Here is a 10,299-nt window from a genome sequence, read left to right on the forward strand (position 1 = left end):
CCCTGATCCCCCTCGACCCCCCCCGCAACGGCACCGGCGACGCCATCGCCGCGCTGTTCCTCGGCAACTACCTCAAGACCCGGGACGTGGCCGTTAGCCTGGAAAACAGCGTCTCGGCTCTGTACAACCTCCTCGAGCTCACCCATGAACGCGGCACCCGGGAGATCCAACTCGTCGCCGCGCAAGAGGAGTACGTCAACCCCTCGAGGCGCTTCGTGGCAGAGCGGGTGGGCTAAGAGCCATCAGCCATCAGCCGTCAGCTTGCGGCCCGTGGTTCACCCCACCCCGGCCTTCCCCGCCGGCGGGGAGGGTTTATCCCCCCTAGCCCCCCTTGCTAAGGGGGGAACCAGGCGTTTTGCGTACGACGTACGACGTAGGACGCACGACCGGCGTCTTGCGTCTGGCGTTTGGCGTTTGGCGTACGACGTAGGACGTACGACGCACGACCCGCGTTCAGCGTCCGACGACCCTCGACCCCTTCACTCCAAATCCAGCGCGTACGTCACCACCACTTCCTCGAGCGCGAAGCCTAAGCTGCGGTAGAGCTCCTGGGCGGCTTTTTCGTGGTCGTGGGCCCGCACGCGCAGCAGCTTGGCGCCGTGCTTGAAGGCCTCACGGGCGGCGTGGCCCAGCAGGGCGCGGCCGATGCCCTTGCCGCGGGCGTCGGGGACGGTGCCGATGTAGGCGATCTCGGCCTCCTCCTCGTCCATCTCGAGCTCGGCCATGCCCACGGGCTTGTCGCCCTCGTAGGCCATGAACAGGCTCACGTCGGGGTCGGCGAAGTAGGCCTCGAGCTCGTCGTCTTCCCAGGCCAAGCGCTGGTTCCAGCCGTCCTCGCAGTTCTTGTAGACCTCGCGGTAGTGGTCGGGGTCAACGGGCTCGGCCAGCACGATCCTCACGCCCTTGGGGGGCGGGTAGGCGAGGTCGGTGCGGCCGATGGTGTAGAAGTAGGTGGTGTGCTGCGGGGCGAAGCCGGCGGCCTCGAGCATGGCCCGCAGGGGCTTGTTGGACTCGTCGGGGAAGGCCAGCAGCGTGCGGTAGCCGCGCTCGCGGGCCTCGGCGATGGCGGCCTTGAGCAGGCGGTCGTCGGGCTCCAGGAGAAGGGGGCCTTCCAGGGCCAGCTCGTCGTCGAGGGGGTGCAGGGCCAGGTAGCCCCGCACCTTGCCGCCCCCGTCGAGCACCCAGGCGGTGTCCCCGTCGCCGGGCATCCCCAGGATCTCCCAGGAGAGCCCTTCGACCTGCCGGGCCTCGGGGGCCAGCACGCGCCGGGAGGGGTCCTCGTCCATCCAGCGCAGCAGCTCGAGGAGCTGGGGCATGTCTTCTCGGGCAACCGGGCGGATCATGAAAACAGTGTAGCACCGGCCCTCCCGGCCCTCGTTAGAGCCCTCTGTCCCGGGCGGCCCAAAAGCCCTTGCGCACCGCCCGCCGGGCGATACAATGCGGCCACAGTTTCATGAGCCACGCCCTCCCCATCACCGTCATCCTCAACCCGGCCGCCGGCCGGGGGCGGGTAGGCCGCATGGCGGCGCAGATCGAGGCCGCCCTCCGCCAGGCCGCGGGCGAGCGCCCCCTCGTCTTCCTCCACACCCGCGCCCCCGGCGACGCCGTCGAGCTGGCCCGCCAGGCCCCGGCGGGGGGCCGGGTGGTGGCGGTGGGCGGCGACGGCACCGTGCACGAGGTGATCCGGGGCATCGCCCACGGCGGCAAGAGCCTGGGGGTGGTGCCCATCGGCAGCGGCAACGACTTCGCCCGCATGGCCGGGCTGCGCGGGCTGGGCCTGGCCGAGAGCCTGCGGGTGGCCCTGGGCGACAAGGCCCGCCCCTTCGACTTAGGCGAGGTCAACGGCGAGGCCTTCGGGGCCAGCGTGGGCATCGGCTTCGACGCGCAGGTGGCCCACAAGGCCCTCAGCGCCCCCACCTTCCTGCGCGGGATGCCGCGCTACCTCTACTCGATCTTCGGCGTGCTGCGCGAGCTGAACCTGCCGGAACTGGTGCTCGAGGCCGAGGGCAAGGTGCTCTTCCAGGGCCGCGCCCTGCTCTCGGCGCTGATGAACGCCCGCACCTACGGCGGGGGCATCCCCATCTCGCCCGGCGCCGCCCCCGACGACGGCCTCTTGAGCGTGGTGGTGGCGGGGGAGTTCTCGAGGCTGGGCGTGCTGGGCATCCTGCCCCGCCTGCTGGCCGGCAAGCACCTGGGCCACCCCCGGGTGCGCGAGTTCAGCGGCAGGGCCTTCACCGTGCGCTTCGACCGCGCCACCCCCGCCCACGCCGACGGCGAGCTGGTGCAGGCCCAGAGCACCTACGAGGTGCGCGTCCACCCCAAGGCGCTGGCGGTCGCGGTGCCCTGAAGCTTGCGGCCGGGGCGGGCGGGGGCTACACTTGGCTTTGGCTGGTCCCATGGTCGAGTCCTTGTAATCCCCCCTTATCCCCGAACCCCGCAGCTACCGGGCGGCCTTCGGGCCGCCGTTTTCTTCGTGAGGCACGATCCGTGAGCCACAACCAGCCCGCCATCGAAGTTTCCCGCCTCCGCAAGGTCTTCCACATCCCCCGGCGCGACCCCGGCCTGGGCGGGGCCGTCAAGGCGCTCTTCCGCCCCCGCTACGCCGAGAAGGTGGCGGTGGACGACATCAGCTTCAGCGTGCCCCCCGGCGAGATCGTGGGTTACATCGGGGTCAACGGCGCGGGCAAGAGCACCACCATCAAGATGCTCACCGGCATCCTGGCGCCCACCGCCGGCCTGGTGCGGGTGCTGGGCCGCGACCCCCACAAGGAGCGTGTCGCCAACGCCCGCCAGATCGGGGTGGTCTTCGGGCAGCGCACCCAGCTTTGGTGGGACTTAGCCCTCGTGGAGTCGCTCAACCTCATCGCCCGCATCTACGACGTGGGGCCTAAGCGCTACAAGGAGCTGCTCGAGCAGTTCTCCTACACCCTCGAGTTGGGCGAACTCCTCGCCAAGCCGGTGCGCCAGATGTCGCTGGGCCAGAAGATGCGCGCCGAGCTGGCCGCCACCCTCATCCACGAGCCCCGCGTGGTCTACCTCGACGAGCCCACCATCGGCCTCGACGTGGTGGTGAAGGAGAAGATCCGGGCCTTCATCAAGGAGCAGAACCGCGCCAAGGGCACCACGGTGGTGCTCACCACCCACGACCTCGGCGACATCGAGGAGCTGTGCGGCCGGGTCATCATCATCGACGCCGGGCGGGTGATCTACGACGGGCCGCTCGCCACCATCCGCGAGCGCTTCGGGCAGTACCGGGGCATCACCTTCGAGACGGCCCGCCCCCTCGAGCACCCCCTCACCCTCCCCCCCGGCGCGGAGGTGGTGGGGCAGGAGGAGCGGCGGCTCGAGCTGCGCTTCGACCGCACCCGCGCCAGCGCCTCGCAGGTCGCGGCGGCGGTGATGAGCCAGCTCGAGGTCCTCGACTTCTCCCTCTGCGAGCCCGACCTCACCAGCATCGTCAAGCAGATCTACGGCGGGGCCCTGAGCGAAGCGAGGCCGGCATGACCCTGCGCCGCCTGCTCTCCCGCTACGCCGGCTTCAGCGGCATGGCCGCGAAGGAGTTTTTGGCCTACAACGTCTGGTTCTGGATGAACCTCTTCACCTCGGCCGTCGCCATGACCATCTTCGTGTTCTTCTGGAAGGCCATCTACGCCCAGGCCGACCTGATCGCGGGGCTGGGCTTCCAGCAGACCCTCAACTACGTCCTGCTGGCGCAGGTGATCGCCGGGGTGGGCGAGAGCGGCATCCTCTGGACCTTCGGCTACCAGTTGCGCGAGGGCCGCATCGCGCTCGAGCTGCTGCGCCCCCTTGACTTCCAGGGCATGCTCTACGCCTTCAGCGCGGGCAACTGGCTCACCGGGCTCCTCTCCCGCACCCCCCTGCTGCTGCTGGCCCTGCTCTACGGCCTGCAGCCCCCCGCCGACCCCCTGGCCTACGCGTGCTTCGCGGTGTCGTTCTTGCTGGGCGCGAGCGTGATGTTCTTCTTCGAGTGGATGCTGGGTTGCCTGGCCTTCTACACCACCGAGGTCTGGGGCCTTGGCGTGACCCTCTTCGCCATCCAGCTCTTCTTCAGCGGCGCCCTCGTCCCCCTCGACATGATGCCCGAGGGGCTGCGCCTGTTCGCCCAGATCCTGCCCTTCCACCAGATCGTCTACACCCCGGTCTCCTTCCTGGCCGGCATCACCCCGGTCGCGCAGGCCCCGCAGGTCTTCCTGGGCCAGGTCGCCTGGATCGTGGGGCTGGCGGTGGCCTCGAGGTGGGTCTTCAGCCGCGCGGTGCGGGCCGTCACCGTGCAGGGGGGTTAGGCATGGCCCGCTACGCCTCGCTCTACGGGCTGTTCCTGCTCCAGCGCTTCAAGGTGCTGCTGGAGTACCGCCTGAACTTCTTCATCGGCGCCAGCAGCACGGTCTTCGTGCAGGCCGCCGGGATCGCCACCCTCTGGGTGGTGATGCGCCAGGTGCCCAGCCTCAACGGCTGGAGCTTCGACGAGCTGCTGCTGGTGTACGGCCTGCTCACCGCCAGCCGCTCCATCGAGCACATGTTCGCCGACAACCTCTGGACCATCGGCCGCCAGTACATCCGCAGCGGCGGCTTCGACCGCTTCCTGGTGCGCCCCATCGACCCCCTCTTCCACCTCCTCGCCGACCGCTTCAACCACGACGGCATCGGCAACCTCGTGACCGGCACGCTGCTGGTGGCGAGCGCCTGGGCCAGCCTGGGCATCCCGCTGCTCCCCCTGTACGTGCTCTACGCCGTGCTGGCCGTGCTCTCGGGCGGGGCCATCTTCGTCGCGCTCAACCTGCTCACCGCCACCACCGCCTTCTGGATCGTGGAGAGCGTGCCCGTGACCCGCGCCGTCCACGAGATGCACGAGTTCGCCAAGTACCCCCTCTCCATGTACCACAAGGGCATCCAGGCCGCCCTCACCTGGCTGATCCCCTACGGCTTCGCCTCCTTCTACCCCGCGAGCTACCTGCTGGGGCGCGACGTGGGCTGGCTGGCGTGGGCGGGGCCCGCGGTGGCGCTGGTGCTGCTGTTCGTGGCTTACCGGTTCTGGCTGTTCGGGCTGCGGCACTACTCAGGGACAGGGTCTTAGGGAACTCCCCGGCAGCGGGGGGGTTTGCGCCCGAACGCAACCACTGCTCCAGGGTCCTTCACACCTTCCGTATCTTCATGCTCTGCACCTGCCCGGTCTCGGCGTTGATGCGGAAGACCTTGTATTCGCGGGTCCGGGCGGCGTCGCCCAGGCTCAAGTAGGCGGTGGGCTCGCGCACGACGAAGCTCAGGGTCACCTCCCAGTAGGCCCCGTCCTGGCTCATCTCGACCTCCTCGAGCCGCAGCTCGGGGATCTGGCGCTCGGTAAAGAGGCTCTGGATGTACTCGTTGGCGATCTGCACGGCCTGCTTTACGTCGATCATGCCCCATTGTGGCGCAGGAGGGGCGGGGCGTGAAAGGAGGGGAGGCTCGAGCGGCCTCCCCCCTCCAAACCGAAGCGGGTTTAGTCGCTGGCCATGGGCAATTGGGCACCCCCAAGGGCGGCGGTGCTGGCGCGTCCCTTGGGGGCGATGTTGTGCCCGACTTTTTTGCTGAAGCTCGAGATGAACAGGCGATCGCCGCTCGTGAACCGGGTGGCGATGCGCTCGAGGGCCAGCCTCACCAGCATGGACTCGTCCACGAGAACACCCAGCTCGGCGAGCTGGGCGGTCACCTGGCGCAGTTGGATGAAGTTGCGCGGCCAGACGTAATAATTGCGGGGCTGCCGTTCCTGGCCCCGCAAGGTGTGTTGTGCACTGGCTGTCTCGACGAACCAACCGTAGTCGGGATGTTTGGGGTTGGCCCACTCGGCGATGCAGTCTAAGACCGCCCGGATGACCGCCGAATGCTCGGGTCTGGTCCCGATCCTGGCCGCCACCCAGCGCTGGAGGTCTTCCACCAGGGCGGGGTGGGCGGGCTCGAGCCAGAAGATTTTGCGCTTCATCGCCAGCATCTTCGCCATTGTACAATCAAATGCTACCATTCTCAAGCGAACTCTGTGCCGTCCTGCACGCTTCTAACTCCGCCGCGCGGATAACTCCGGCCCTGCCAGTCCGGCGCCGTTCGGTGACGGGCCAGCCGGATCGGGTATAAGGCATACTAAAACCATGTACCAGCGCATCCTGATTCCCACCGACAGCAGCGAACCCAGCGAAAAAGCCGTCCGGGAGGGCTGCCGGCTCGCCAAGCGCCTGGGGGCCACGGTGAGCCTGCTCTACGTCAACGAGCCCATCGCCTTCATGCCCTTCGTGGGCACCCAGACCATCCCCTACTACGAAGACTGGTCGCGCGAGGCCAAGGCCGCCGGGGAGAAGGCCCTCGAGCGTGCCGCCCAGATCGCCCGCGAGGAGGGGGTCGAAGCCCAGAGCCGGCTCGAGGAGGGCCGCCCGGTGCAGCAGATCCTCGAGGCGGCCAAGGGCCACGACCTCATCGTGATGGGCTCGCACGGGCGCGGCGGCCTCGACCGGCTGCTGCTGGGCTCGGTGACCTCGGGCGTGCTGCACCGCAGCACGGTCCCGGTGCTGGTGATCCGGGCGGAGTAAGCCCCGAAAGACGGGGGCAGGCCGCGGCCTGCCCCCTGTCCGTCGCCGGGCCCTCAGCCGCGGCTCGAGCGCCACGCCAGCAGGCGCCGCTCGAGCGCCCCGAAGGCGGCGAACAGGAAGAGCACGAAGGCCACGATCAGGCTGATCAGGGCCAGCGAGAGCGAGGCGTTGAAGTTCTGCTGGGCGAAGTTGAGCAAGTAGCCCAGGCCCCTCGAGCTCGCCACGAACTCGCCCACCACCGCGCCGGTGAAGGCGAAGCCCACCGCCACCTTGAGCTGCGAGAGCACCCAGCTCGTCACCGAGGGCAAGTACACCTCGCGCAAGAGCACCCGCCGGCCCCCGCCCAGCGTGCGGATGCGCTCGACGAGCCGGGGGTCCACCTCGCGGATGCCGGTGTAGACGGCGAAGAAGATCAGCACCGCCACCAACAGCAGGCTCAGCGCCACCTTGGAGGCGATCCCGATGCCGAACCAGATCACCAGCAAAGGCGCCAGGATGATGCGGGGGATGGCGTTGAGAAGCAGCATGAAGGGCTCGAGGATCTCCCCCACCCAGGGGACGAGCGCGGCCAGCAGGCCCAGGCTGCCCCCGATCAGCACGCCCAGCCCCAGGCCCCACAGCGCCGCGCCGAAGGTGGCCTCGAGGTGCGGCCAGATCTGCCCGGTGGCGAAGAGCTCGACCAGCGCCCGCCCGATCTGGCTGGGCGAGGAGGCGTAGAGCGGGTTGAGCAGGCCCAGCGCGGCCAGGCCCTCCCAGCCCAGCAGCACCACCAGCAGGGCCAGCGGGCGCAGCCAGGAGCGCTTGCGCGAGGGGGTGGGGTTAGGCGGCTGGGCTTCCTTGCTCACGACCATACCGCCGCCTCCAGGGTCTGCCACAGCTCGCGCAGCAGCGGCCCGAAGCGGGGGTCGGCCCGCACGGCCAGCGGGTCGCGGGGCCGCTCGAAGGGCACGGCGAACTCGCGCAGGATGCGGGCCTTGGGGCCGCCCGAGAGGATGTAAACCCGGTCGGAGAGGGCTAGGGCCTCCTCGAGGTCGTGCGTCACCAGCAGCACGCTGATGCCCTCGCGCTCCACCCACTCCAGCAGGTCCTCGGTGATCTGGGCCCGCAGGATGGCGTCGAGCGAGGCGAAGGGCTCGTCCATCAAGAGCAGGCGGGGGTGCAGGGCGAGCACCTGGGCCAGGGCCACCCGCTTGCGCTGCCCGCCCGAGAGCTGGTGGGGGTAGCGCGCGCCCAGCCCGCTCAGGCCCAGCCGCTCGAGCCAGCCCTCGGCCTGGCGCTCGGCCTCCTTGGCCTCGACCCCGCGGATCTTCAGGCCCAGCGCCACGTTCTGCCGCGCGGTGCGCCAGGGGAGCAGGGCGTCGTCCTGGAACAAGAAGCCCACCTCCTCGGGCTTCCAGCCCAGCTCGAGCCTGCCGCTCTGGGGCTGCAGCAGCCCGGTGATGGCCCGCAGCAGGCTGCTCTTGCCCGAGCCCGAGGGCCCCACCAGGCTGGCGAACTCGCCGGGGCGCAGGCGCAGGCTCAGGTCGTGCAGCACGGGCGTGGGGCCGTAGCCCAGGCTCAGGTGTTCAATGTTCAGCATGGCTATCCCAAGATCCCGAAGTCCAGCGCCTCGTCCACCTTGAACCCCGCGGGCAGCACCCCGGCGGCCTGCTGGATGTCCACGGTGCGCTCGGCGGCGTCGCGGTCGAGCTTGAGGCTGGACTGGTAGAGCGAGCGGCGGTAGCGGTCGATGATGGCCTCGAGCTGCTTGCGGTCCCCGCCGACGATGAGCTCCTTGGGCAGCGAGTCCACGATCACGTTGGCCCTCGCGGTCTGCACGAACTGGATGCCCTTCTCGACGGCCTTGGCGATGCGCCGGATCTCCCCGGCACGCTCCTCGCGCTCCTCGGAGCGGATGTTGAGGCCCATGAAGGCGTAGGGGCCGCCCATGAAGGCCTTGGCCTGGTTGAAGTCCATGAGGTTGACGAGCTCGCGCCCGCCGGCCTCCTTGAGCAGGCTGAGCGCGGGCTCCTGCACCATGCCCGCCTCGACCTGCCCCTGCTTGAGGGCCTCGAAGAGGTTGGTGCCGATGGTGGCGTACTGCACGCCCTTGGGGTCCACGCCCGCCCGCTTGAGCAGGTACTGCAGCATCAGGTGGTCGGCGTTGCCCAGCCCCGAGACCGCCACCGTGCGCCCGGCCAGGTCCTTGACGGCCTGGATGGCCCCGGCGGTCTTGGGCGCGGTGGCGAGCGCGAACAGCGGCAGCCGGCCCGAGGAGGCCACCTGCACCACCTTGGCCCCGCGCTGGCGGGCCTGCAGCACCGCGTCGAGGCTGGTGGCCGAGTAGTCCACCGCCCCGCCGATCATGAACTGCAAGGCCTGGGTGCCGCCCTTGGCCCAGATGATCTCCACGTCGAGGCCCAGCTCCCGGAAGTAGCCCCGGCGCTTGGCGACCTCGTAGGGCACCAGGCAGAGGAACTGGCCGCAGGTGCCGATCTTGACCTTCTTGGCCTGGGCGATCCCCAGGCTGCTGGCCGCCAGGGCCGCGATGCCGCCGATCACGGTGCGGCGCCCCAAGTCCGCGCCCTGCGGCCGGGTGTCGCAGCCGGGGCAGCAGTAGTCGTGCTCGAGCTTCAACTCTTCCACTTTCCGCCTCCTTTACCGAACCGAAGGCCGCGCGGGAAGGGGAAAACCCCCTTCCCTCGTTCTCGGAGCGTGGAAGGGGGGCTGGGCAAGCCGGTGGATCTCCCCTTCTCTCATCTCCCCCGGCCACCCACCACCGGGTCGGAATTGGCACCTACGTAGAGACGGTTCAGTTTGCCGGCTGAACGCCCCTACGGGTTGCCGCAGCTTCATCGGGCCGATTCCCTCCGCTGCTCTGGATAAGAGAACGAGTGCGTTGTCGGTTGGGCCACGCTAACGCGTAGCTGGGCAGAGTGTAGGGACAACGCTTCAGAATGTCAAGTGCGAAGGTCAGGATTTGCACCCGCTCCACGGCTCAAACCCAAAGCTCAGGGGCGAACAGGCATAATGGCCCCGTGAAGCGACTGCTGACCCCGGCCCTGCTGGGCGGGCTGCTGCTGGGCTGCGCCCCGCGCACGAGCGCCGACCCCGAGTACCTCACCGCCTACGCCGCCGCCCCCCGCACCAACTTAGCCTGCGTGGGCGAGTCCAACCGCCCCGGGCCGGTGCTCGAGTACGGCGCCAACGTCTGCACCCTGGTGGTCTACCCCACCGCCGCCCGCGACGGCACCCGCGCCGAGTACACCGTCACCCTCTTCTACCGCACCCCGGTGGGCACCATCCTCCAGCCGCGCTACGAGAACCGCACCCGGGTCATCACCGGCGACAGCCCGCTCTCCTCCGGCAGCCCCGCCACCGCCACCTTCCCGGTCTACGTCCCCGACCGCAACTTCTTCCGCCAGGCCGGGCGCATCCTCGAGAACGCCTTCAAGGTCGTGCTCTCGCTGGCCCCCGCCGCCCTGGGCAACTACCTGGGCGTCCCCCTCCCCGCCATCGGCATCGACAAGACCACCAGCGGCCTCTACAAGGCCATCGACACCGCCATCCACGACCTGATCAACGCCAAGGAGGAGCCCTACGCCGTCGAAGTGAGCGCCCGCGTCTGCGGCCCCATCCTGTGCACGCCGGTGCAGAGCAAGACGGTGAGCCTGCCGTAGAGTGGGAAACCGTCAGCGAAAGGCCCACGGCTCGTGGCTCGGCGCGTGGTAAGCCCCTCCCCGGC

Annotated in this window: 12 protein-coding genes, 1 pseudogene and 1 riboswitch; of the genes and pseudogenes, 7 read left to right on the forward strand and 6 right to left on the reverse strand. The window is 69.5% G+C overall.

Annotation, left to right across the window (positions count from 1 at the left end; all coding sequences use genetic code 11):
* Positions 1 to 236 (forward strand): annotated as a pseudogene (locus Mterra_RS14835) (pyridoxal kinase); the annotation flags it as partial.
* 243 nt (positions 237 to 479) lie between these two features.
* On the opposite strand, the gene Mterra_RS14840 reads toward Mterra_RS14835, so the two are convergent.
* Positions 480 to 1,343, reverse strand: a complete 864-nt coding sequence (locus tag Mterra_RS14840) for a GNAT family N-acetyltransferase (protein ID WP_119315881.1) — start codon at positions 1,341 to 1,343, stop codon at positions 480 to 482.
* Between the two features lie 110 nt (positions 1,344 to 1,453).
* On the opposite strand from Mterra_RS14840, the gene Mterra_RS14845 reads away from it, so the two are divergent.
* The 4 genes from Mterra_RS14845 (at position 1,454) to Mterra_RS14860 (ending at position 5,095) form a co-directional block, all read left to right on the forward strand.
* On the forward strand, positions 1,454 to 2,347 hold the full coding sequence (locus Mterra_RS14845) for a diacylglycerol/lipid kinase family protein (protein ID WP_119315882.1): 894 nt from the start codon (positions 1,454 to 1,456) through the stop codon (positions 2,345 to 2,347).
* A 140-nt stretch (positions 2,348 to 2,487) separates the two neighbouring features.
* Positions 2,488 to 3,504 (forward strand): ABC transporter ATP-binding protein, encoded by a 1,017-nt coding sequence (locus Mterra_RS14850; RefSeq protein WP_119315883.1) that lies wholly within the window; start codon positions 2,488 to 2,490, stop codon positions 3,502 to 3,504.
* Positions 3,501 to 4,304: an ABC transporter permease gene (locus Mterra_RS14855; protein WP_119315884.1), complete on the forward strand. Its 804-nt coding sequence runs from the start codon at positions 3,501 to 3,503 to the stop codon at positions 4,302 to 4,304. Before Mterra_RS14850 ends, Mterra_RS14855 begins: the two co-directional genes overlap by 4 nt.
* A gap of 2 nt (positions 4,305 to 4,306) precedes the next feature.
* The gene (locus Mterra_RS14860) at positions 4,307 to 5,095 is read left to right on the forward strand and encodes an ABC transporter permease (protein WP_119315885.1); all 789 of its coding nucleotides are present in this window, start codon (positions 4,307 to 4,309) and stop codon (positions 5,093 to 5,095) included.
* A 58-nt stretch (positions 5,096 to 5,153) separates the two neighbouring features.
* Here Mterra_RS14860 and Mterra_RS14865 read toward each other — a convergent pair whose 3' ends face one another.
* Together Mterra_RS14865 and Mterra_RS14870 are read right to left on the reverse strand one after the other, a co-directional pair.
* Positions 5,154 to 5,417 carry a PepSY domain-containing protein gene (locus Mterra_RS14865; protein ID WP_119315886.1) on the reverse strand — a complete coding sequence of 88 codons (264 nt, stop codon included), beginning with the start codon at positions 5,415 to 5,417 and terminating at the stop codon, positions 5,154 to 5,156.
* A gap of 80 nt (positions 5,418 to 5,497) precedes the next feature.
* A complete protein-coding gene (locus Mterra_RS14870) occupies positions 5,498 to 5,986 on the reverse strand; it encodes a hypothetical protein (protein ID WP_119315887.1) in 489 nt (162 codons plus the stop codon).
* Between the two features lie 154 nt (positions 5,987 to 6,140).
* Between Mterra_RS14870 and Mterra_RS14875 the strand changes: the two genes are divergently transcribed.
* Positions 6,141 to 6,575 carry a universal stress protein gene (locus Mterra_RS14875; protein ID WP_119315888.1) on the forward strand — a complete coding sequence of 145 codons (435 nt, stop codon included), beginning with the start codon at positions 6,141 to 6,143 and terminating at the stop codon, positions 6,573 to 6,575.
* A gap of 53 nt (positions 6,576 to 6,628) precedes the next feature.
* On the opposite strand, the gene Mterra_RS14880 is transcribed toward Mterra_RS14875, so the two are convergent.
* The 3 genes from Mterra_RS14880 to Mterra_RS14890 are packed head-to-tail and all read right to left on the reverse strand — an operon-like array spanning position 6,629 to position 9,200.
* Positions 6,629 to 7,426, reverse strand: coding sequence for an ABC transporter permease (locus Mterra_RS14880; protein ID WP_119315889.1), 798 nt, complete (start codon positions 7,424 to 7,426; stop codon positions 6,629 to 6,631).
* Positions 7,417 to 8,154 carry an ABC transporter ATP-binding protein gene (locus tag Mterra_RS14885; RefSeq protein WP_119315890.1) on the reverse strand — a complete coding sequence of 246 codons (738 nt, stop codon included), beginning with the start codon at positions 8,152 to 8,154 and terminating at the stop codon, positions 7,417 to 7,419. Before Mterra_RS14885 ends, Mterra_RS14880 begins: the two co-directional genes overlap by 10 nt.
* A gap of 2 nt (positions 8,155 to 8,156) precedes the next feature.
* Positions 8,157 to 9,200, reverse strand: coding sequence for an ABC transporter substrate-binding protein (locus Mterra_RS14890; protein WP_245971645.1), 1,044 nt, complete (start codon positions 9,198 to 9,200; stop codon positions 8,157 to 8,159).
* Positions 9,201 to 9,307: 107 nt separating this feature from the next.
* Positions 9,308 to 9,443: riboswitch (SAM riboswitch) on the reverse strand.
* A 149-nt stretch (positions 9,444 to 9,592) separates the two neighbouring features.
* Between Mterra_RS14890 and Mterra_RS14895 the strand changes: the two genes are divergently transcribed.
* A complete protein-coding gene (locus Mterra_RS14895; RefSeq protein WP_119315891.1) occupies positions 9,593 to 10,234 on the forward strand; it encodes a hypothetical protein in 642 nt (213 codons plus the stop codon).
* Positions 10,235 to 10,299: the final 65 nt, after the last annotated feature.

This window comes from Calidithermus terrae (genome assembly GCF_003574345.1).
Lineage (GTDB): Bacteria > Deinococcota > Deinococci > Deinococcales > Thermaceae > Calidithermus > Calidithermus chliarophilus.

Bases quoted from the DNA above. Each gene is read 5' to 3' on its own strand.
- Mterra_RS14840 (WP_119315881.1), bottom strand. From the start codon at position 1,343: ATGATCCGCCCGGTTGCCCGAGAAGACATGCCCCAGCTCCTCGAGCTG.
- Mterra_RS14845 (WP_119315882.1), top strand. From the start codon at position 1,454: ATGAGCCACGCCCTCCCCATCACCGTCATCCTCAACCCGGCCGCCGGC.
- Mterra_RS14855 (WP_119315884.1), top strand. From the start codon at position 3,501: ATGACCCTGCGCCGCCTGCTCTCCCGCTACGCCGGCTTCAGCGGCATG.
- Mterra_RS14860 (WP_119315885.1), top strand. From the start codon at position 4,307: ATGGCCCGCTACGCCTCGCTCTACGGGCTGTTCCTGCTCCAGCGCTTC.
- Mterra_RS14865 (WP_119315886.1), bottom strand. From the start codon at position 5,417: ATGATCGACGTAAAGCAGGCCGTGCAGATCGCCAACGAGTACATCCAG.
- Mterra_RS14870 (WP_119315887.1), bottom strand. From the start codon at position 5,986: ATGCTGGCGATGAAGCGCAAAATCTTCTGGCTCGAGCCCGCCCACCCC.
- Mterra_RS14875 (WP_119315888.1), top strand. From the start codon at position 6,141: ATGTACCAGCGCATCCTGATTCCCACCGACAGCAGCGAACCCAGCGAA.
- Mterra_RS14880 (WP_119315889.1), bottom strand. From the start codon at position 7,426: ATGGTCGTGAGCAAGGAAGCCCAGCCGCCTAACCCCACCCCCTCGCGC.
- Mterra_RS14885 (WP_119315890.1), bottom strand. From the start codon at position 8,154: ATGCTGAACATTGAACACCTGAGCCTGGGCTACGGCCCCACGCCCGTG.